Annotated in this window: 24 protein-coding genes, 2 tRNA genes and 1 pseudogene; 8 read left to right on the top strand and 19 right to left on the bottom strand. The window is 64.2% G+C overall.

Annotation, left to right across the window (positions count from 1 at the left end; all coding sequences use genetic code 11):
* Positions 1-4 precede the first annotated feature (4 nt).
* The 4 genes and pseudogenes from QUE33_RS12170 to QUE33_RS12185 form a co-directional block, all read left to right on the top strand.
* A complete protein-coding gene (locus tag QUE33_RS12170) occupies positions 5-298 on the top strand; it encodes a transposase (protein WP_286300372.1) in 294 nt (97 codons plus the stop codon).
* Positions 295-1023 (top strand): DDE-type integrase/transposase/recombinase, encoded by a 729-nt coding sequence (locus QUE33_RS12175; protein ID WP_286300373.1) that lies wholly within the window; start codon positions 295-297, stop codon positions 1021-1023. Before QUE33_RS12170 ends, QUE33_RS12175 begins: the two co-directional genes overlap by 4 nt.
* 278 nt (positions 1024-1301) lie before the next feature.
* Entirely contained in the window at positions 1302-2297 is a 996-nt protein-coding gene (locus tag QUE33_RS12180; protein WP_286303019.1) for a transposase, read from the top strand.
* A gap of 16 nt (positions 2298-2313) precedes the next feature.
* Positions 2314-2520: pseudogene (locus QUE33_RS12185) on the top strand (integrase core domain-containing protein); the annotation flags it as partial.
* 375 nt (positions 2521-2895) lie between these two features.
* On the opposite strand, the gene QUE33_RS12190 reads toward QUE33_RS12185, so the two are convergent.
* The 6 genes from QUE33_RS12190 to QUE33_RS12215 all read right to left on the bottom strand — a co-directional run bounded on the left by QUE33_RS12190 (position 2896) and on the right by QUE33_RS12215 (position 6667).
* A complete protein-coding gene (locus QUE33_RS12190) occupies positions 2896-3462 on the bottom strand; it encodes a hypothetical protein (RefSeq protein WP_286300374.1) in 567 nt (188 codons plus the stop codon).
* A gap of 184 nt (positions 3463-3646) precedes the next feature.
* Positions 3647-4228, bottom strand: a complete 582-nt coding sequence (locus tag QUE33_RS12195; protein ID WP_286300375.1) for a hypothetical protein — start codon at positions 4226-4228, stop codon at positions 3647-3649.
* Between the two features lie 22 nt (positions 4229-4250).
* Positions 4251-4835 carry a hypothetical protein gene (locus QUE33_RS12200; protein ID WP_286300376.1) on the bottom strand — a complete coding sequence of 195 codons (585 nt, stop codon included), beginning with the start codon at positions 4833-4835 and terminating at the stop codon, positions 4251-4253.
* 391 nt (positions 4836-5226) lie between these two features.
* Positions 5227-5385 carry a hypothetical protein gene (locus QUE33_RS12205; RefSeq protein ID WP_286300377.1) on the bottom strand — a complete coding sequence of 53 codons (159 nt, stop codon included), beginning with the start codon at positions 5383-5385 and terminating at the stop codon, positions 5227-5229.
* 289 nt (positions 5386-5674) lie between these two features.
* On the bottom strand, positions 5675-6280 hold the full coding sequence (locus tag QUE33_RS12210) for a recombinase family protein (protein ID WP_286300378.1): 606 nt from the start codon (positions 6278-6280) through the stop codon (positions 5675-5677).
* A 21-nt stretch (positions 6281-6301) separates the two neighbouring features.
* Positions 6302-6667 (bottom strand): hypothetical protein, encoded by a 366-nt coding sequence (locus QUE33_RS12215; protein ID WP_286300379.1) that lies wholly within the window; start codon positions 6665-6667, stop codon positions 6302-6304.
* Between the two features lie 182 nt (positions 6668-6849).
* Here QUE33_RS12215 and QUE33_RS12220 point away from each other — a divergent pair, with 182 nt between their 5' ends.
* On the top strand, positions 6850-7323 hold the full coding sequence (locus QUE33_RS12220) for a hypothetical protein (protein ID WP_286300380.1): 474 nt from the start codon (positions 6850-6852) through the stop codon (positions 7321-7323).
* Here the strand turns inward: QUE33_RS12220 and QUE33_RS12225 are convergent.
* The 4 genes from QUE33_RS12225 to QUE33_RS12240 all read right to left on the bottom strand — a co-directional run bounded on the left by QUE33_RS12225 (position 7302) and on the right by QUE33_RS12240 (position 10999).
* Positions 7302-7931, bottom strand: a complete 630-nt coding sequence (locus QUE33_RS12225) for a hypothetical protein (protein ID WP_286300381.1) — start codon at positions 7929-7931, stop codon at positions 7302-7304. The two genes, QUE33_RS12220 and QUE33_RS12225, sit on opposite strands and share 22 nt — an antisense overlap.
* Positions 7931-9346: a DNA methyltransferase gene (locus QUE33_RS12230; protein WP_286300382.1), complete on the bottom strand. Its 1416-nt coding sequence runs from the start codon at positions 9344-9346 to the stop codon at positions 7931-7933. Before QUE33_RS12230 ends, QUE33_RS12225 begins: the two co-directional genes overlap by 1 nt.
* Positions 9347-9447: 101 nt before the next feature.
* On the bottom strand, positions 9448-10302 hold the full coding sequence (locus QUE33_RS12235; protein ID WP_286300383.1) for a hypothetical protein: 855 nt from the start codon (positions 10300-10302) through the stop codon (positions 9448-9450).
* Between the two features lie 43 nt (positions 10303-10345).
* A complete protein-coding gene (locus tag QUE33_RS12240; RefSeq protein ID WP_286300384.1) occupies positions 10346-10999 on the bottom strand; it encodes a hypothetical protein in 654 nt (217 codons plus the stop codon).
* Positions 11000-11165: 166 nt separating this feature from the next.
* On the opposite strand from QUE33_RS12240, the gene QUE33_RS12245 reads away from it, so the two are divergent.
* Both QUE33_RS12245 and QUE33_RS12250 read left to right on the top strand, forming a co-directional pair.
* A complete protein-coding gene (locus QUE33_RS12245; protein WP_286300385.1) occupies positions 11166-12869 on the top strand; it encodes a hypothetical protein in 1704 nt (567 codons plus the stop codon).
* Between the two features lie 59 nt (positions 12870-12928).
* Positions 12929-13396, top strand: a complete 468-nt coding sequence (locus tag QUE33_RS12250) for a hypothetical protein (protein ID WP_286300386.1) — start codon at positions 12929-12931, stop codon at positions 13394-13396.
* On the opposite strand, the gene QUE33_RS12255 is transcribed toward QUE33_RS12250, so the two are convergent.
* The 8 genes from QUE33_RS12255 to QUE33_RS12290 form a co-directional block, all read right to left on the bottom strand.
* The gene (locus QUE33_RS12255; RefSeq protein WP_286300387.1) at positions 13303-14139 is read right to left on the bottom strand and encodes a hypothetical protein; all 837 of its coding nucleotides are present in this window, start codon (positions 14137-14139) and stop codon (positions 13303-13305) included. The two genes, QUE33_RS12250 and QUE33_RS12255, sit on opposite strands and share 94 nt — an antisense overlap.
* 31 nt (positions 14140-14170) lie before the next feature.
* On the bottom strand, positions 14171-14662 hold the full coding sequence (locus QUE33_RS12260; RefSeq protein ID WP_286300389.1) for a hypothetical protein: 492 nt from the start codon (positions 14660-14662) through the stop codon (positions 14171-14173).
* A complete protein-coding gene (locus QUE33_RS12265) occupies positions 14590-15912 on the bottom strand; it encodes a tyrosine-type recombinase/integrase (protein WP_286300391.1) in 1323 nt (440 codons plus the stop codon). Before QUE33_RS12265 ends, QUE33_RS12260 begins: the two co-directional genes overlap by 73 nt.
* Positions 15913-16062: 150 nt before the next feature.
* Positions 16063-16135 (bottom strand) — tRNA-Ala (locus QUE33_RS12270).
* Positions 16136-16173: 38 nt separating this feature from the next.
* A tRNA-Ile gene (locus QUE33_RS12275) sits at positions 16174-16247 on the bottom strand.
* Positions 16248-16327: 80 nt separating this feature from the next.
* The gene (locus QUE33_RS12280; RefSeq protein ID WP_286300392.1) at positions 16328-17137 is read right to left on the bottom strand and encodes a DUF4097 family beta strand repeat-containing protein; all 810 of its coding nucleotides are present in this window, start codon (positions 17135-17137) and stop codon (positions 16328-16330) included.
* Positions 17134-17841, bottom strand: coding sequence for a response regulator transcription factor (locus QUE33_RS12285; protein ID WP_286300393.1), 708 nt, complete (start codon positions 17839-17841; stop codon positions 17134-17136). Before QUE33_RS12285 ends, QUE33_RS12280 begins: the two co-directional genes overlap by 4 nt.
* Positions 17829-19244, bottom strand: coding sequence for a sensor histidine kinase (locus QUE33_RS12290; RefSeq protein ID WP_286300394.1), 1416 nt, complete (start codon positions 19242-19244; stop codon positions 17829-17831). Before QUE33_RS12290 ends, QUE33_RS12285 begins: the two co-directional genes overlap by 13 nt.
* Before the next feature lie 131 nt (positions 19245-19375).
* Here QUE33_RS12290 and QUE33_RS12295 point away from each other — a divergent pair, with 131 nt between their 5' ends.
* A complete protein-coding gene (locus QUE33_RS12295) occupies positions 19376-20095 on the top strand; it encodes a VIT1/CCC1 transporter family protein (RefSeq protein ID WP_286300395.1) in 720 nt (239 codons plus the stop codon).
* A gap of 18 nt (positions 20096-20113) precedes the next feature.
* Here QUE33_RS12295 and QUE33_RS12300 read toward each other — a convergent pair whose 3' ends face one another.
* Positions 20114-20518, bottom strand: a complete 405-nt coding sequence (locus QUE33_RS12300) for a DUF3566 domain-containing protein (protein ID WP_286300396.1) — start codon at positions 20516-20518, stop codon at positions 20114-20116.
* Positions 20519-20539 lie beyond the last annotated feature (21 nt).

The following is a 20539-nucleotide window of genomic DNA, read 5'->3' on the forward strand; positions in this document are numbered from 1 at the left end:
CATCATGCCCAAGCCGTTTCCCAAGGAGTTCCGCGACGATGTCGTTCGTGTGGCGCAGGCCCGTGAAGCGAATGTCACGCTCGCGCAGATCGCGAAAGACTTCGGCGTGCACGTCGGCACGCTGGACAAGTGGCTTCGCGAAGCCCGCATCGAAGGTGGCGAGCAACCCGGAGTGACCCGCTCGGAGAGCGAGGAGATGCGGCAGTTGCGCAAGCGCAACCGGCTCCTGGAGCAGGAAGTCGAGGTGCTGCGGCGTGCGGCAGCCTATCTGTCGCAGGCGCATCTGCCGGGAAAATGATGTACCCGCTCGTGACAGAGCTCGCCGCCGACGGGATCCCCGTCACGGTGACGTGCCGGGTACTGAAGCTCTCCCGCCAGCCCTACTACCGGTGGCTCGCGAACCCCGTCGCGGCGGGCGAGATCGTGGAGGCCTATCGCGCGAACGCGCTGTTCGACGCGCACAAGGACGATCCCGAGTTCGGACACCGGCTCCTCGCCGACGAGGCGGGGGACGCCGGGGAACCCATGTCGGATCGGACCGCCTGGCGGATCACATCAGCCAACGGCTGGTGGTCCATATTCGGGAAGAAACGCGGCAAGATCGGCAAGAAGCCCGGCCCTGCAGTCCACGACGACCTCTGCACCGTGACCGATGAGAACGGCCGAGTACGGCACGAGTTCACCGCAGACGGGCCGAACGAGTTGTGGCTGACCGACATCACCGAGCACAGGACCGCGGAGGGCAAGCTCTATCTCTGCGCCATCAAGGATGTGTTCGCCAACAAGATCGTCGGGTATTCGATCGACTCCAGGATGAAGTCGAGCCTCGCCGTCCGCGCACTCGAGAACGCGGTCCAGATGCGTGGAGACGTCGCCGGCTGCGTCATACATTCCGACCGCGGGTCTCAATTTCGGAGCCGGAAATTCCTGCGTGCGCTGACCCGTCACCGCCTGGTCGGATCAATGGGCCGCGTGGCCGCGGCCGGGGACTGTGAGAGTGTCGAGTACCTCCTGGCGGCCTGACTCTTGCTGACGACTGACCTCGAAGTCTGGGTGTCCTTGCTGTTGATCTGTCGTCCGTCAGGAGGCGCATCACCTTCGTGGTGCTGGCCGGGCGGGCGTGACCTCATAGGAGCCTGATCGCAACAGTCCCATCACAGTCCCGTCCACCCGACCGGCCAGTGTCACTCACCCTGTCCTGATCTGGTTGGAGCGAGCACTATGAGCATGCAGCATGTCCCCCTCACCGTCGAGTCGTTGTCGGCGTCGACACTCACAAACACGTCCACGTCGCCGTCGCGATCGATGAGCTCGGCGCGGTCCTGGATCGCCGGTCTTTCGCGGCGGATTCCGGTGGATACGGTCAGCTGATCGACTGGGGCGAGTCGTTCGGTGGGAAGCTCACGTTCGGTATCGAAGGCACCGGTTCCTATGGCGCAGGCCTGGCCGGCGCAGTGCGCCGTCGTGGAATCGGGACGCTGGAGGTGATGAGAACGGACCGTCGCGACCGGCGGTTGCGAGGCAAGTCCGACACGATCGATGCCGAGAATGCAGCCAGGGCAGTTCTCGCGGGCCTGGCCACGGCCATCCCGAAGTCAGCTGACGGAACCGTGGAGATGATCCGTCAGATCAAGGTCGCCAAGGACATCGCCGTCAAGGCGCGAACATCCGCGATGATCAGCCTCAAGCAGGTCATCGTGAATGCCCCTGATGATCTGCGTCAGGAGCTGCAGCCGCTATCGAAGATGGCGCTCATTCACCGTTGCGCGGCGCTTCGTCCGGGCCAGGTGACCACGATCATCGCGTCGACCAAGCACACGTTGCGGTCGATCGCTCGTCGGTGGGAAGTACTGGATGCCGAGATCTCCGGGCATGAGAAGCTCCTGGCAGAGCTGACCGCGCAGATCGCTCCCGACCTCGCGAAAGCCTTTGCGGTCGGTCCTGACACCGCGGCCGAGATGCTGATCGTCGCCGGCGACAATCCGGAACGGATCCGTTCGGAGGCCGCGTTCGCCAGGCTCTGCGGTGTCGCCCCGATCCCCGCATCGTCGGGGATGACCACCCGACACCGGCTCAATCGGGGCGGTCACCGGCAAGCGAACGCCGCGCTCTACCGTGTCGTCATCGTTCGCATGCAGCACCACGAACCCACCAAGGCTTACGTCGCCCGCCGGATCACCGAAGGAAAGACGAAGTCTGAGATCATCCGGTGTCTGAAACGACTCCTCGCCCGCGAAATCTGGGCCGCGATGCGCCCCATCCGCGAATCCCGACCACCTCTCCAAATCGCGGCTTGACAGATATAGGAGCATCAACGCCGCGATGGAGAGCTTCTTCGCTCTGCTGCAGAAGAACGTCCTCAACCGGCAGTCGTGGGCCACCCGTGAGCAGTTGCGCATCGCGATCGTGACCTGGATCGAGCGCACCTATCACCGGCGACGCCGGCAGGCAGCTCTCGGGCGTTTGACGCCCATCGAATTCGAGACCATCATGAACACGACCGTCGCACTGGCGGCGTGACTAGCAACTGTCACCTATCCGTGCAGCAGTCCCGTACCCGTTGCCGTACTGGTGCAGAAGCCTCGAACCTGTCCTCGTACACCCTTTCGTGGAACAGCATGACCTACGCTACTTCCTACAGCGCCAGCATCCGTCAGAATGACGGCGGCTTCTGGAGCAGCTGGGTCGGCACCACAACAGGTGGAACCTCCTTCTCCACGACGATGGCCGGTAACTCGATGACATCAAGTTGTCTGCCAGCCCAGGGGCGCGTGACGGCCAGTAGCGGATATGGCTCCTCCGGTACAGCAACTGCTGGTAGCTGTGGAGGCTAAGAACAACTGAGAACATGAAGAAGCCCCGCCGAGTCAGACTCGGCGGGGCTTCTTCATGTTCTCAGTTGTAGACGACTACCACTTCAAGGTACGGGTCATTCTGTGCGTCCACCCACGGCTGGACCTGCGCAAGGACGGCCTCGGCCGAGCCTCCCTGAATACCAATCGGGAATCCTTTAGCGTACGAACCGGCCGCCCATGTCGTGATGTTCTGCCCAGCGTCATTAGAAGTCTGGACCTGACGGATGAGAACAATCGTCTTTCCGGTGGAAGTAGTCTGGTCGTTCATGCTCTGCGTGACACTACCAATGTCATTCCCGACACTGCCCATCTCCTCGACAACCTCCTGCTTCACTGGCTCAGGGAGAGGCTGCTTCACGTCGATGATGACGTACGAACCATCATTCTTCTCATACGGGCGTAGCGTCCCACGCTGCCCGTTGAGCTGCTTCGCCTCCTCGGCCGTCAGAGGGTCACCAGGCTGGCCAGTGACTGGCTCCTGTGTGGCTTCTACGGTCGAGGATGCGATTGGTGCAGGGGCCGCGCCCGCTTCCGTTTCCGGCGCGCAGCCTGTGAGCACGAGAGCCGACAACGCAAGGCTGACGAGGGTAAGGACGCGCGCTGTCATAGTCGAAGCATAGCGTCAGCCGTTAAAAGGGTCCGGTGCTCTCCCGCCCGGCACGGATGACAAGTCAAGCCGACAGCGCTTACGGCTCGTCCGGTACAGCGAGCGCCGGAACCTGCGGAGGGTAAGCCCGCATGAGGGCATGAAGAAGCCCCGCTGAGATTCTCAGCGGGGCTTCTTCATGCCCTCAGTTGTTGACGACGATGACCTCGAACTGAGCGGGGTCACGCTGTGAGTTAGCCCAAGCCTGTGCCTGGGAAGCCACACTCGATGCATCGCCTCCCTGGAATCCAGGGAACCCGTTGGCGTACGAAGCCGCGTGCCAACCGAAGAAATCCCCGCCGGTAGCGGAGCTGTAGTGAATCTGTCGGACCATGATGATGGTCTTCCCGGTCGAAGTCTCGCGGTCAAGCTGGCCAAGAGCGCTGCTGGTGTCGTTGCCGACGCTGCCCAGACTGTCAGCGACTTCGTGCTTTACTGGCTCAGGGAGCGGCTGCTTCACGTCGATGACGACGTACGAGCCGTCATTCATCTCATACGGACGCAATGTACCACGCTGGCCGTTGAGCTGCTTCGCCTCCTCAGCCGTCAGAGGGTCACCAGGCTGGCCGGTGACCTCCTCCGGAATCTGCGTCTCCTCTGGAGCGGGCGTCGGGTCCGCTGTCTGAGACTGCGACGGGGTCAGGACTTCACTTGATTGCGGCGCGCACCCCGCGAGCAGCAAAGACGACAGCGCAAGGCTGGCAAGGACGGGGATGCGCGCTGTCATAGTCGAAGCATAGCGACAGCCGTCAGAAGGGTTCGGTGCTCTCCCGCTCGGCGAGGATGGCTGCCAAGTTCGCGGCGTGAGCTGCGGCATCTTCTTCACTCCAGAACGCCGTGACATGCCGTTCGAGCAGCCCGAGCTGTGGGTCCACATTCATGATTTCGACGCGCGCTTCATCGAGCATCCAGGCTGCGCGGGAGAGCGCATCGTGGACCCACTCAGTGCTCTCCCTAACCACGATGACGATGCGCTGCGGCCCGCGGCCACTGCGCGCCTTCGTGGTCTCGACGACGCGGGCCGCGTCATTCACGATTGCGTCGCTCGTCCACGCTTCTCCTAACGTATGACGTGCCCGCAACCCTCGGTCAGGCACGGCGTTGAGCATGCGAGTGGCCGCGCGATGCATGGGCCGGACTCCCGGTTCAGCGAGGATGACCGTCATGGCCGGTCGGAGGGCGGAGTGCAGCATCACGAGGCGACGCTCCCAGCCGTTCACTGCTCGACACTGCTCGATGGCGCGCTGCTCCCAACCGCCTGCCTCTTCGAGAACCAGTTCCTCGAAGAAGCCCAGCTCGCAGATGGGTGTGAAGACGGCGTCTGCCGCGACCATGAGCAGCGTGCTGGTGGTGAGGGGGCGGAGTTCGCGCGCTTCGGCATCCCAGGGGACGCCCGTGAGGTCATGAAGGAGGATGCCTGGTACTCGCGAGAGCGAGATACCAACCCGTGCCTCATCCCAGTGGCGAGGGTCGGCGCGCAGTTCGATGCGCTCGGCCCCTTGCTCTCGGAGCCAACCGGCGGCCGAGGCGAGAATTTGGGGCGTGAATCCGCGCTGCGCGCAGACGACGCTCTCGCTCCCGAAGGCGCGTTCGGCCTCGGCGGTCAGCTCGCGGGTGCTCTGGGTTATGCGCCCGACGGGCAGCAGAATGACCGCCGCGTATCCGGCTGCGGCGGCTCGGTCCCAGTCCATCCTCGTGCCCTGGTCGACGATGACCGCTAGTCCATCACGCGTAGAAGTCCCCTCTCAGCATGCCGACCGCCGCGTTCACGGCGCGCGGAGGGAAGTTCAGCAGACCTCCGGTAGTCATACGCTCTCTGTAGGCGGGCAGACTGCGGTGCTTGTTGCTTGGCGTGAGCACGAACGCGGCCTGATGCTGTTGCATCTCGACGGTTCCCCTCAGTGAACCTCGATAGACGGTGAGACGGTTACTCCCCCAGAACGTGATGCTCTCGGAGCGCCCCCCTCAGGTCGCCAGACGCCGACGCGGTACCCGGCTTCTTGGAGTGCTTCGACCTCGGCGAGGGCTTCGCTGTTGAAGATGACGCCACCCTGCTCCCCGAGCTGACCGTGCGCAGTGAGCGCGGCGATGCGGTGGAGCTGGCGCGGCTGCCATTCGCCGAGCGCTCGGGCAGCGAGGGCAAGAATGGTGCTCTCGATGATGACCAAGTTACTCAGACCGGCATCGCCTCCTTGCCGTGGACCTTCGCGCGGGTTGCTCGGGCGTCACGAATGGCACGCCATACAGTGCGCTCGGACACGCCGAGCGTGTCAGCGATGTCGATGGGTCGCTCCCCCGCCTGTTCGTACAACGAGAGCGCCTGCTTCTTCTGGCGCGGCGTGAGCGATGGCTTGCGCCCGCCAACGCGGCCAGCACGCCGAGCGGCCGCAAGGCCTGCGAGCGTCCGTTCGCGCGTCAGTTCGGCCTCCATCTCGAAGACGACGGCGAGGATGCCGATGAAGGCTCGGCCGGTGGGTGTGGAGGAGTCGAGTGCTTCAGTGACCGAGCGGAGGATGATGCCGCGTCCGCCCTGTTCGACGGGTCGGGTGAGTTCTTGTACGAGTCGGATGACCTCTGCGCTGGACCTTCCCAAGCGACTGAGGCTGTACACATGTAGCGAATCGTGCTCCCGGAGAGCGTTGAGGCACGCGTCGAGGCCTTCGCGCTGCATGACCCGGCCGGACACACCTTCGTCGACGAACTCACGCTCGGGGGCTTCGCCGAGCGCCTTCTCGATGGCGAGCCGCTGCGAGGCGAGGGTCTGGTCGGCGGTGGACACCCGCAAGTAGGAGATGCGCATTTAGAGGCTCACCTCGCCGAGGTGGAGGACCGGCACGCGGAGTGCGGCGGGGTGCCCACCTTCGCGGTGCTCGGGGAGCACGACCGCGTCGGCATCCTTCACCAGGAAGTCGAACGGCGTGCGTCCGATGGTGAAGCCCTGGTTGCGGAACCAGTCGGCAGCGTGGGCCTGACCAGCGGGCAAGTAGATGGTCACATCCCTGGTCTGGTCAAGATGCTGGAGCTGGTCGAGGGCGCTCGGCGAGTAGTAGACGCCGTCCCCTTCCACCGTGTCGGCAAGCATCGGCAGCGCGGCGGGGAGCGTGAGGTGGCCTCGCGCCGCGACGGCCACCGTGGTGGAGTCGATGAGCATTCTGGTGCTCTGCATACCCTGCCTCTTTCCTTCGATTTCGTCAGCTCGGCTGCCGTGCGCTCGGTGCCGGTGGCCGTCACTGCCAGTTCCCGCTGTCAGAATCTGCTGGCTGAACGGGACGTTCATGACGCACTTGACTTTGTACCGTTTTACCCTCATAGCGGTACAAAGTCAAGTGCGGAGGATAGTCTGGGTAGATGGCACGCGAACGGCTGGAGGAGGGCAAGTGGGGACAAATCTCCACTCATCAAGCCCCTGACGGGCGTTGGGCTGCGCAAGCGCGACTGCATGACCCTGTCCGCAAGAAGGTGATGCAAGTCCGCCGTTTCGGACGGTCACCCGAGCACGCCGAGGAAGTGCTGAAGGCCGAACTGATGAGACGCGCGGCCGCATCGCCTCCTCCACACCCGGAATACGCGTCCACGTTCGGCGACATCCTGGAGTGGTGGTGGATTGAGGCGCGACCGAACCACAACTGGTCAGACACCACCAATGAGTCGATGATGTACGCGCGGAAGCAACTCGAACGGTTCGCTGACCGCGCTTGGTCGCATCCCAACGACGCGTACGACCTAGCTGAAGAACTCGACGGCAACAGCCGCACCACGCAGTTGGCGGTGCGGCTGTTGTGGCACGTCGCGCGGGACGCTCAGAACGCGGTGCCGTTCTGAGATGCGAGTGCACTGAGGTACGGCACGACTCTCATCTCGGAGGTGTACAACTTCCTTGAGCGCTTCTTCATCGCCGCCTCGGCCAGACCTCGGCTGCCGTAGATACGCGCCTGTTCGAGGCCAGACCCTAGCACGAAGTTGTAGATGGAGATGTAGTTGCCAGGCCACCGTTCGATGACGTAGCGGTCATCCTCAATCTCGCCGCGTAGGTTCCCGTAGGACCGCATGAAAGCATCCACGCACATCTTCACCAGCGCAGGCACGTTGTCGCCGAGCACATGGAGATTCTTCCCGGCCTTGTACACGTGCGCGTCCGGCATCCATCCCTTGATGCATCTCTCGACAGCTCCCAGCGCCCGACGAAGGCGAGCAGGCACGCTCGATTCGGCTGCGGCGTACTGGAACGTCACGATGATGGCCTCGTAGACGAACGCCTCCTCCAGCGTGAAACCGTACGTTGACATGCTCTCAGCAAGTTCTTCCGGCGTGTACTGGTCCTTGACGGTTGAGAAGTGGTGCTCCGGGTAAGTGTTGCTTGAACGCGATTCGAACTTGTAAGACAGCGCGGCGGAGTCGAACTCGAACCAGCGAATGATTTCGTAACTCATCACGCCACCTTCACAAGGTTGAGAAGGGAGGCCGTGATGTCGTCCGCAACGACATTGAGGTCGTGGATGAAATCGCCCTCGTTGACGATGAGCGCGTAAAGCCGACGGTACTCAGATACGTAGTCCATCACCGCCACCTCAGCCCACGGGGTTGAGGATTCGGCCTCGCCTGCATCGACGAAGCTGTGCTCGAAGAAATGCATGTTCGCGTCGTAGGTGCGAGTGTTCTTGGTGCTGCGTACCCACTCCCCCGTCACGGCAGCGCGCATCCGCTTCGCTGTCGCAACACGCGCGATGCCGTCCTCTGGATTCTGCTCGCCGCCCTCATTGTTCGTAATGAGCGTGAAGCGCCAAGACTCGCCTTCGCGTGCGTCGAGGTCAAGCACGGCGTGCCCGGTCGCACCGGAACCTGCGAAGAAATCCAGCACACGGATGGGTTCCGCTTTCGACTCGTCGCGGCGGGCGGTCGGCACGACAGCAGGAAGGATGCGCCCGAGGAGTTCGCGGTGCTTCGGGTAGTCGAACCATGCCTTACCGTTCGCCCGCTTGCCCAACATCGCGCCGAGTTCGACCGTTGCGCCTCGCTGCTTGATGTCGTCTACGAAGCCGCTCATGTTCTGCCCGATGAACTCCGGGTCAGCCGTTTCCAGCACGTCACGGTCTTTCGCGTAGATGTGCATGTAGTCGCACTCGTTGGAGACGAACCGAGCGGTCCCCTTGTACTCGCCGCCCGCCCACGTGACCTGCCCGAGGCGGTTCTTCCGTCCGAAGACACGGTCAAGCAACATCACAGCGTGGGCATCCTCGTGCCGTCCGATATGCACGATGATGACGCCGGTGTCACGAAGGGCCTCACGGGCGAGCACAAGGCGCGGCAGCATGAACGACATCCACGGAGCGTGGTCGTCGCCGAGAGTGAGTTCCTTGCGCGCCTTCTTCGTGTCCGCGTAAGTCAGGTCGTTCTTCTGACGGTTGTAGGGCGGGTCGATGTAGATGACATCAGCCTTCGGCGCACCCGACGCGATGTACCCCATGAGAGCCGGAAGGTTGTCCGACTCGATGAGGTAGTTGTCTGCGGTGCTGCCGGTCAGCGTGCTGTGCTCGGCGACCGGGACGAACCGGCTGACCTGGCCGCCACGGAGGCAGGCCGCTTCCTGTGACTGCTCAACCTGCGGCATGAACGTGTAGAACACGTCCTCCTGCTGCGCCCGCTCGAACTGGCGCATGAGCGCCATCGCCTGTCCATACGTGAACGAAACGCCTCCGTTGCTGACGGTGGCCTTGTTGTTGCCCTTGCGGGCGGTAGTGCTGGTAGCCATTTGGCTACTCCTCTCTGGTAGATGTCGCAGGCTGTTGCCTGATGAGACCCGGTGTTGGGTGGCGACGTGGCGGTTGCCGGGCTGGTTGCCCGACACCTCATGCAGAGGTGCTTTCCACCAGAGAGTGCTGTTGAGTTGTTACTGACAATGTACCGCATCAACCGGTACGGAGTCAAGTCAGAACTCAAACCTTTTTGTCAGTGCTCAGAAAACTCCAGGACACGAGCAGATTCCGCAAGCAGCCGGTCTAACGTTCTGAGTGTCGCAGCGTAGTTCCGGATGGCATCCTGCCGTGGGTTTACCCCCGGCATCTCCATGTCCCAGTCGGCACCGGCAACGCGAACACCGCTCCCGCCGTACAGGAATATCTGGTCCCACGCCTGCGAGTAATGACTGTCCGACGAGAGTCGGTACCATGCGGCTGCCACCTCATCATCGAACAGCGACCGCGCACGTTCGGCACGGCCCAACAGTGGCTTTTTCGCGCGCTCACGGGCCGTCGCCCTCGCCTTGTCGTGGCGAATGCCGACCGTACTCCGAGCAACGTACCTCCCGACCAGCTTCGTCTTCACTTCATCGAAGTCGAAGTCAGCGGGGAGTTGTGGGTCGCCCTTTATGCTGTCCAGGTCGTCGATGAGGAGCTGGGCGAGACGTATGAACCGCTCTGCGTCGTCTATGCGGTCGTCCAGTACCCAACACACACTCAGCGCGTTCTCCATGATTGCGCGCTGATGGGGTGCCATTGACGTGTAGGGCGGTCCTCCGGGATGCGAAGCGATGATGCACAACGTGTGCGCGTGCGCGGAGGCGTGGTCGAGCCGACCGTTCAGGAACGCACTGAAAAGCCCGGCTCCGTCCTCTTTGCCCGCTCGCAGTTTCTCGTTCGCCTTCGCCACCAGACTGCCCTCATGCGGCTGTCGCGCATAATGAGCGAGAACAGTGAGCGCACGCGCCCTGTCCAGCAGCTCCCGCATGGATTCGGTCTGGCCAGGCGCTTCGATGTCGTGCACGTGCATCGGCGGGTACCCGGCTGGAAGATACTGGCTGGTCACCTCCCGAGCGTATCGAGTTGGAAGGCGTTGGCCGCTCCGCCACTTACTGTTGGATGTCCACCCAGACCGGGTCAAGCCACTGCTCGGTCTCGGTTACCGAGATGGCTAGCGGCAAAGCGCCCGCGACGGACTGGAATGCAAAGTTCCACTCGTGCGGGGTGTCTTGCAGGAGGTGGTCATTGCAACCGGGATTTCCGGGGATACTGGCGGTTTCGAAGACCGGGGCCATCTCCCGCTCTTCCGTGTCAAACACCTGGATGTACAGGTCGGTGTTTCCGCACGACAGGTCGGCCTGCGTCTTACTGTTCGAGTACGTCGATTTGATGAGGAGGAGCTGTCCACCTGAGTCCGGCGTCAGCGGGGAACCGTCGGTCGTCGCGATGGAGTTAGTCACCTCGACTGAGTGGATGGTGAGCGTGACGTTCCCTGTCGTGAAGGTGTCGCCGATGCGGAACGTCTCAGGCTCTGGCTCGGCCGGAGGAGGCGCTGGTTGTATAGCCTTCGGCTCGGCAACGACAGGCTCGGAACTAGTGGTCGGCACGTTGCTGGGTTCGGCGGCGGGCGCGTCCTTGCCGCCAATCATGATTCCCACGAGCACGGCCACGCCGATAACAAGTACGAAGAGCACAACTCCGCCACCGATGAGTACACCCCGTGAAATCGTGACGCCCTTCGGCGAGGGACTTGACTCAGTCATTCTTTTCCTTCTCAGACAAGACTCCAGCACTCCATCAGCGCAGCCACTTCTCGCGAGTCTAGAGGTAAGCTACTGACCCGCTATCTTCTTTGGGCTATGAGCGGACATCGAACGGAGGTAGAGCGACGAGGCTCGTTGATTCGGCCGCTCAGGCCATGATGGGGTCATGACAAGTTCAGTCCGCCCTCCAAATGAGACCGAGGGCGCGAGCGTTGCGGGCGACGCCCGCGACATGCTCCGTCAGAAGCGCTACGTGGAGGCGTTGGCCCTTACTCGACGAGTCCTTGAGAACTATCTCAGCTACGACGACCCGCGCCGAGGCTGGGTACCCACACGATTTATTCTAGGGTCGCAGTACGGTCGCCTGGCGGCAGCGTTCGAAGACGAGTCCGTGCACGACCTCATGAGCCAAGTTGTTGACCGTATGGCGACAGTCGATACTGGGGCCGATTGCGACGCATGGCGCGCTGAAGTCACTGGCTACCGTTCGGACCTCGAAGCAATGCGGTCATTGAGAGCCGCCGTTGTCGCCTCCGAAACGGGCGTCCCCATTAAGGAGTTGAAGCCTGTGGTGCAGCGTGCGATGAACCGCCTCAGATGGATGGAGAAAGCAGGTACCGTGCACATCATCGCGGGTACCGCGTACCCGGGACCGGCCCCGACGGTCGAACCAGCTCCGATTGCGCCCGGCAACGTCCCTACGCTGCATACCTACTTCTTCTCCAGTCCGGACGACCTCGAATCGACCGAGCAGAAGGAGTTCTACCAGCGCTTCGTGGAGTCTGTAAGGACCGGTGAGCCGCTCGACCTGGAGGGAAACCTCTCCTATGCGTTCATATTGCTGCGCGAGGCGACCGCCCGTCGGCTCGACAGTCGTAAGGATGCAGCATTCCTGAAGCACGCGCTCCTCTTGTTCCAGCGCACAGCCCCTGGAACCTCGCTGGCTGGGTACGCGCGACGATGGCACGCGGACCTCGCATTCTTGGTAGGCGATTTCGAGACGGGCCTCCGCCGCTTCGGTCCGGCAGGGCCAGATTTAGAGCTGTACGTGAATCTCGCTTCGGTTGCGGGGGAAGGTCGCATCACACCCGAGATGGTGGACCAGTGGCTGGGCCAGAGTAACCGTCTTACTGACTTCGGTCAGAAGCGAAAGCAGGATGTCGGCACGCACTTGTCTGACATCCTCAACGAGTTGCACGACGAGTTGGGCCAAAGCGTGGTCATGGACCTGTGGCGCAAGCTTGTGGACCGGGTTCGCCTTGGCACTGCCAACGGGGCCGGAATCGACTTTGCTACCTCATTGTCGGAAGGTGAAATAGCTGAGCGCCTTGCCCACGTAGACCTCAGCGGAGGCTACCGACGTCCACGCGAGGCTTTCGCAGGCATGCCGGGGCTTGGGCAGCCCATCGAGTGGCCGTCGCCCTGGGTTCACACATACTGGTTCGACTGGTTCGTTCTGGAACAACTCCAGAGCATTTACCGGCAGGCAGAGAATCGGCTCCGAGAAGCCGAAGGGTTGCACCCGGTTGGGGAAGGCTGGGTCTCGGAGGTCGCCCTCCTCAACGAGTTGCGCGCGGCGTTCCCTGACGAGCGTGTTGTGCATCAGGGTCGCCCCCGTTGGCTGGGGCAGCAGTCGCTCGACATCTACTTTCCGGAGCGGTATGTCGCCGTGGAGTATCAAGGGCTTCAGCATTCGGAGCCGGTGGAGCGCTTCGGAGGCGCGGAGGCTTTTGTTCGGCAGCAAGAGCGCGACCAACGGAAGCGTGAATTGTGTCGGACGCACGGGGTCGCCCTGATTGAAGTGCACCCGGGCTACGACCCCGAGCAAGTTATCGAAGAGATTCGCGGTCTGCTTGCATCACGCGAATAGGTCCCACATCCCACCCAAGTTGTGGCGCTGGGAGCATCAGTAGTCGTAGTGTCGTCGGCATGAACTTCGATGAAGCAGCGGACACCATCACGGCCGTGCTGCTCGGCGACCGGGAGTTCTCGACGGTGAGCATCGGCGCGGATGAATCGGTCACATTGGACGGCACGATGGAGCGTGGCGCGGTCATCGAGTCAGAGCATCGAGCTGGCGCGGAGCGTGTCGCTGAGGGACTGCGGATGGCCGCATCCCGGCTGCGACCGGCCGGTGAGCTGGTGACCGTCACACGGCAGGAGCTGGCGATGTGGTTCGAGGGCCGCGATGGCCTGGAGGAGGCTACGCCCAAGTGTCAGCGTTGCCTGGTGCCGTTGACGCCGCATCCGACGGCTGAGGCGTGGACGTGTCCGAGCTGCGGCGCGCTCACGCTGGCCCAGCGCTACTTCGCCTCGCCTGTTGGCTGGAAGTCCTGCCAACGGTTTCTCTCCGAGGAGTACACCGAGATGCTCGGACCATCGCCGCGACCTGCGTAGCTAATGCGGTACTCGACCAGGTCGCCGCTGGTTCGCCGGAACGTGAGAATCCATGGCACCCCGGTGAGCTTCCCCTTTGAGTTGTACTTCCTGTAAGCGCCTACGAGGTTGGCGACTGTCCACCGCTGCGGTGCGGGTTTTGGGAACCAACTCACGAGGTCGGCGATGACGTACAGTGGCACGGCCGATGGGTACCGATACTCTCCATCGCCTTCAACGTGGACAATGGCGTTCTCGTCCGCTGCGGTGGTTGGCCCCTCCTCGGCTGCGTCTTTGTCGTCGTTCTGTATCTGCATGGATTCGAGAGCGAACTGCACGAGCGTCCGCGTGGCACGCTCCGTCCCCGCATCCGCCGACCGGCGCGCACGGGATAGCTGCTCGACGATACTGTGCGCCTTCTTCGAGTGGTCAGCCGCATCCTTCGCATGCGCAGAAATCTGGCTCAGCATCAGGTCTGCCCGCTGGCTGTCCTGTACGGACTGGTCGGCCTGGACTCTGAAGATGGAGAGCGCTATGCCCGCGCCGATGATGGTGACGCCCAGGCCAGCGAGGCCGACGCCGTTCCACAGACTGTCGCCGCCGAACATCGCGATGATTGCACCCGTGATGAATACGGCACCACCGAGTCCATAGAGGACGACCTCAATCACTCGGAATAGCTTGCTCCGACGAGCGCGGACGTTCATGAAGATGTGAACGAGCCGGAGGTCGATATCTCCGGTGGCGGGGCGTGTGTCAGTCACGCCCCTGACACTATCGGTACAGCAAGATGCGTCAGTCGAACACGCCCTCCAGGAACTCGTCCGGCAGGTCAGCCACCTGCCGGACCTGGGCCGGGTCGGTGGCTCCCAGCGGGGCGAACCGGGTGACCTCTTCTAGCGTCAGGTCGCCTGTGAACAGGCGGATGGCTTCACGCTTCGCGCCCGGCTGCACGAGGGCTACTGCGACCTCATGCGGCATCCACTGTGCGTCCCACAGCGGTACTGGCGGGTGCGGGTCCGTACGGGGGTCGAATCGAACAACGCCATCCTGGCCCGTCCTGTCCGCCTTCCACACCGCGTAAGCGTCCTCAGCGGCCTGCCTGGCAGCCTCAGCCTCCTGGCGTTTCGTCTCCTGCGCCCGGTCAGCCTTAGCCACCTCCAGCGCCCGATACGCCTTCATCGAGGCTTCACCGATGCGCTCCACAGCATCCCTCATGTCCTCCGACTGGATGTGCAGATACATCTCGGTCGTTTCGTTGTCGAGGTGACCGGCGATGGCTTGCACGACGGGCAGGGGATACCTGCCAGCGCCATCTGAGTGATACCTACGTGCCGCGCGCCGTGCGGGGAGAACTTCGCCTCCATGCCGTTCGCGCGCAGACGAGTCAGGATGGCGGCCAGCGCTTTGCTGTCCGCCTGCTGGCGTCGAGGCTGCCCAGCCTCCGTAGTGAACACCAAGCCAGCCAGGTCCGGCCGGTCAGCCTCAGCCTTTGCCCACGCCTGCGGTTTGGCTGCGCGCCAAGCGTCCTGCCGGGCTTTCTGTTCCTTCAGCAGGGTGATGAGGGGTTCGGTGAGCGGAATGATACGGATGCGGCTGCTCTTGGTCGTCTCCTCTAAGTACAGCCGTCCTTTGCCGCCCATATCAGGCCGCTCCCAGAGGGTGCATTTGGCGCTTGACTTTCCGCAGGCCCAGGCTTTGCCGTCAGCGCGGCGTTTGCACGCTGGCGCATGTGCGGCAGCAGCCCATTTCAACTGGCGCTTCACGGTCAGGAACGGGGCATCCCCCAGTTCGACCGCATCCCATTTCAAGCCGAGCGCTTCACCGGGGCGCAATGCGATGAGCAGCGGGAGCATCCACCGGGCTTCCTCCTGCGTCCCGCGCACCTCGGCTTGGAGGGCGTCGGTGAGGCCGCGCGGTGCGTCCACCCGCCGCTTGGGCGGTTTGCTTCGGACTTTCAATCGGGTCATCGGATGCGTCAGGATGCGCCCTTCGATAAGCGCGTCGTTGAGCACAGCGTTGAGGGTTGTCCGAATACCTTCGACCATGTGCGGGCCGAGGTTCTTGGCCGGGAGCGTGACCTCGATGAACGCTTTGATGTCCACTGGCTTCAAGTCACGCAGCGCCTTGGAGCCAAGCGCTGGGAGCGTATGCATCTCCATCCGGCGGCGGTTCACATCCAAGGTGTCGCCGGTTTTGTACCTGCCGCTGAGGCCAGCGGCAGGTAGCCAGGTGTCATACCAGTAGTCAGCGAGCGTCAGTTCGCGAGCAGAGCGGGGGAGTAGGCGCTCCTCCTCAGCCAGGCGGTAGAACTTCTCCAGGTTGCGGTTGAGGTTCTTCTTCGCTGCCTGCCGTGTGCTCCCCTGGCCTGAGATGTACTTCGGCCGCTTCACGACGTTACCTTCTGCATCCAGTGTCTCCACCAGACCGACGTACTTCTTTGCGCGATGCACTTCCTTGCCGCGCACGGTGGTGACGCTCAGCCCGCCGTCGCCGCGCTCCGCGAACTCGTCGTAGGGCTTGCTGGGCTTGGGCATGAGTTCAGAATACGGTCAAAGCGTGGTCACACCTATGGTCACACCTATCCACAGTGTTAACAACCCTGTTAAGAACTGTCACTTGGATGCAGAAAACCCCCGGTAAACCAGGGTTTCCGGGGTTTGTGTCAGCAGTTGAAAACTGCTTCGTGGAGCCTAGGAGATTCGAACTCCTGACATCTGCCTTGCAAAGGCAGCGCTCTACCAACTGAGCTAAGGCCCCGAACGGCATGGACACCGCGGGATTTTCCGCGAACGGAGTGGGGCTACCAGGACTTGAACCTGGGACCTCTTCATTATCAGTGAAGCGCTCTAACCGCCTGAGCTATAGCCCCGTCAACCTCCAAGACTTTACCGGATGCGGGGGTGAAAAGCGAATTGGATGCGGGCCCGGAACAGGGCCCGCATCCAACATTCATCCGGCTGTGCGACCGGGCTTGAGCGTCACCGATCCGGCGGACACCTCCGCGTGGATCCGGTGTCGGCTGGACGAATCCTCAGCCAGATCGCTGTCCAGTGATCCGGCGTTCACAGAGCGACGCAGGTCGTAGGAGACATCGGGCAGCGTCAGGTTCAGCGCACCGGCCGAAACCTCGATGGATACCTCGTCCGGTGCCGTGCTCAGCACCGATGTCATCCGGCCCGCGGCCACGGTGTACTCGGCGGTCTTCACGCCGCGCAGGTCGATGTCTGCACGGCCGGCGTTCAGTTCGGCATCCAGTGCCCTGGCCTCGCCGTTCACCGACAGCGAGCCGGCGTTCAGCTGCAGATCGAGCTCACCGAACACACCATCGACCGTCAGAGTTCCCGCCTGCAGGGTCAGATCTGCATCCAGGCCGTGCAGGCGCTCCGGCAGCACCAGCGTCGCGCGCTCGTCGCCGCGCAGCCAGTCCGGGCGGAAGAAGTCGAAGCCGCGATCCGGGCCGCGCACCTCCAGCGTGTCGCCGTCGCGCTTCAGCGACCACCCGCTCGGCGAGCCGTGCTCGATCTGCAGCTCGGCCAGCTCGGCGTCGGGCCGGAACTTCACGGTCACTGCGGCGGCGCTCACCTCCAGGTCCAGTTCCGTCACGCCCTGCACATCCAGCTGCCGGCCACCATCCTCGCTGGTGAGCTGCTGCACACCGCTCACCGCCGCGGCCGCCCCCGTGCCCAGCAGCGCCACGCCGCCGAACACGGCCAGCAGCACAGTCAGTGCGCCGACGCTCTTCTTCGTCGTGCCGTTCATCGCAGGCCTCCCTGGTTGTCGTGCCCGGCATCCGCGACCGCGGACCCGGTGTTCTCGATGTGGGCGAGCGCTGCCAGCACCCGCCGGTTGCCGTCTTCAGGATCCAGCCCGAGCTTCTGGAAGATCGCGGTGATGTGCTTCTCGACACTCGCTGCACTCAGGAACAGCATCCCGGCGATGGAGTTGTTCGACTTGCCCTCCGCGATCAGCGCGAGCACGGTCCGCTCGCGTTCGGTCAGTCTCAGCATCCGCTCGTCGCGGTTGCGACGCGTGAGCAGCTGCGCCACCACCTCGGGGTCGAGCACCGTGCCGCCCTCGGCGATCCGCTGCACCGATTCGATGAACTCGGCGACGTCGGCGACCCGGTCCTTGAGCAGGTATCCGAGTGCGCCGCCCTGTGACGGCCGGCTCTGGGTGGCGATCAGATCGCTCGCGTACCGCTCCTCGACGTACTGCGAGAGCACCAGCAGCGGCAGCGACGGGTGCGCTGCGCGGATCGACAGCGCCGCGCGGATGCCCTCGTCGGTGAACGTCGGCGGCAGCCGCACATCGAGGATGCAGAGCTCGGGCGACTTCTCGACGACGGCATCCAGCAGTCCATCGGTGTCGGGCAGAGCGGCGACCACCTCGTGGCCGGCGTCTTCGAGCAGCCGGACCAGGCCTTCGCGCAGCAGGACGGAGTCCTCGCAGATCAGGATGCGCATGGCACCGTCACCTCCAGGCTGGTCGGGCCGCCGGCCGGGCTGTCGAGACGGAACATCCCACCTGCGGCGAGCACACGGTTGGTGATGCCATCCAGTCCTCCGCCGGGCTGCACCTGAGCACCGCCCACGCCGTTGTCCTCGACCCGGGCCCACAGGGCTCCGTCGCGGCTGCGCACCACCACGCGGCATTCACTCGCGCGGGAGTGCTTGGCGGCATTGGTGAGCGACTCCGCGATGACGAAGTAGACGGCCGCCTCGGCGTCCCGGCAGCTGGCGTTCGCGCCCGTGGCCGCCGGGTCGATGCGCACGTCCAGCTGCACGGGGATGTGTGAGCGGCCGGCCAGTGCCGAGAGCGCCGCATCCAGGCCGCGATCGTCCAGGACGGAGGTGTGGATGCCGCGGGCGAGCTGTCGCAGTTCGGTGATCGCGGCCTTGGTGGAGGTGTGCGCCTCGCCGATCAGCTCCTTCGCCGCGGCGGGATCGGTGTCGATCTTCTGCTGGGCGAGTCCGAGCGTCATGCCCACCGACACGAGCCGCGGCTGGACGCCGTCGTGCAGGTCGCGTTCGATGCGGGTGCGCTCGAGGTCGGCGGCGCGGACGGCACCGGCGCGCTGGGCGGTGGTGGTCTGCACCTGGGCGCTGAGTTCCGCCTCTCGGTCGGGCATCAGCAGCGCACGGCTGAGCACGCGGTGCAGCAGGGCGAGTCCGAGGATGCCGGCAGCGGCAGCGGCCACACCGAGGATGCCGACGACGGGCGCCCACGCGATGCTGACCGAGAAGCTGAACGGCCAGTCCGCGTCGGCGTTGCCGGTCAGCGGGGCGAAGACGGTGAACACCGAGCGGATCATGCCCCAGAACAGACGCAGCACGAGGCTTCCCGCGATGCAGGCGAGCGCGAAGTTGAGCAGCGCCCGCCACATCCGACCATCGACGACCTGTCGGCCGACGTTGCGGAGCCACCCGCCGAAGCCGGGATGGGTGCGCTCCCGCCAGACCAGGTCGGGCAGTTCCACGCCATACAGATCGCTCACGCGGCGGATCTCGAACCAGCCGACCCCGTACAGCGCGTACACGAGCCCTGCTAGCACGAAGATGCCGACGCCGACGACGAACAGCAGGCCGACCCCGACACCCAGCATCGCCGTGAGCAGGCCCATGACCCCGGCGCCCAGCGTGCCGAGCGCGGCGAGCTGGAGGATGGTCAGGAACAGTCGCACTGGCGGCTTCGCGGTGCTCGCGGATGCCGGGTCGGATGCCCTGCCCGCCCCCGGCGCGACCGGAGCGGGCGGCGTGAGCGGTATGGCGGCAGCGCCGGTGAGAGGTGCGCCGGGTGAGGCGGCGGCGCCGGCGGGCGGTGCACCCGAAGGGGTGGCAGGGCCGGCAGGTGGCGGATTCGTGGTCATGGCTACAACGCTACGGTTCCCGGCACCCCCGCGACACAAGGGCAGCCGGACGATGCTCTTCGGGTTTTCCCTACCCACGGCTTGTTCGTCCCGGAGAGGGAGGGGCGTGGGGCTGTGGTTCACTGGGCTTTATGGCAGCATCCGATGCGCACCCCGACGAACCGCACGGCACCGGGCTGAGTCAGAAGCTGAACTGGCTGCGTGCGGGGGTGCTCGGCGCCAACGACGGCATCGTCTCGGTGGCAGCCCTGGTGGTGGGCGTCGCCGGCGCGACGACGGACAACGCCGCCCTGTTGATCGCCGGCCTTGCCGGACTCGTCGGCGGTGCGATCTCGATGGCTCTCGGCGAGTACGTGTCGGTGAGCAGTCAGCGCGACAGTGAGCGGGCGTTGATCCACAAGGAGCGCGAAGAGCTGCGCACCATGCCAGAGGCCGAGCTCGCCGAGCTCACCCAGCTGTACCGCGACCGCGGCCTGAGCGAGCAGACCGCCCACCAGGTGGCCGTCGAGCTCACCGAGCACGACGCCCTGGCGGCGCACCTCGAAGTGGAGCTCGGCATCGACCAGGACGACCTGGTCAACCCCTGGCACGCCGCGATCTCCTCGGCGATCTCATTCACAGTCGGCGCGCTGCTGCCCCTGCTGGCCATCCTGCTGCCGCCGCCGGAATGGCGCGTGCCGGTCACCTTCGCCGCGGTGCTCGTCGCGCTGGCCGCCACCGGTGCGATCTCCGCGAACGTCGGCGGCGCCCCGCCTGCCCAGGCATCCGTCCGACTGGTGATCGGCGGCGCGCTCGCGCTGCTGGCCACCTGGCTCATCGGCACCCTGCTCGGCACCACCGGCGTGGTGTAGTCCGCTACGACGTGGAAGTCAGTTCGACATGAAGCCGACGAGCAGCCCGCCGGTCACCTTCACCGCCAGGTTGTAGATCCCCGCGACGACCGCGCCGAGCACGGTGAAGACGATCAGGTTGAGAATCGACACGACCGCACCGAAGGCCATCACCTGCGGCAGTCCGATCAGGCTGTTCAGGTCGACCGCCCCGTCGGTGACGGCGTCGAGGAACTCAGCAGTCTGTGCCAACACGTTCGTCGCCTGCAGCACCATGAAGATGAGGAAGAACGAGACCATGGTGACGATGGCCAGCGCCACGGCGCCGAGGAACGACAGCTTCACGGCAGACCAGAAGTCGACGTAGACCAGACGCAGCCGCACCTGCTTGCCACCGGTCTTGCGCGTGGACTTCTTCGCCAGCTTGTCTGCCACTGTGCTCATTGCTCAGCTCTCTTCGGGGTG

Source organism: Microbacterium suwonense (genome assembly GCF_030296555.1).
Classification (GTDB): Bacteria; Actinomycetota; Actinomycetes; order Actinomycetales; family Microbacteriaceae; genus Microbacterium; species Microbacterium suwonense.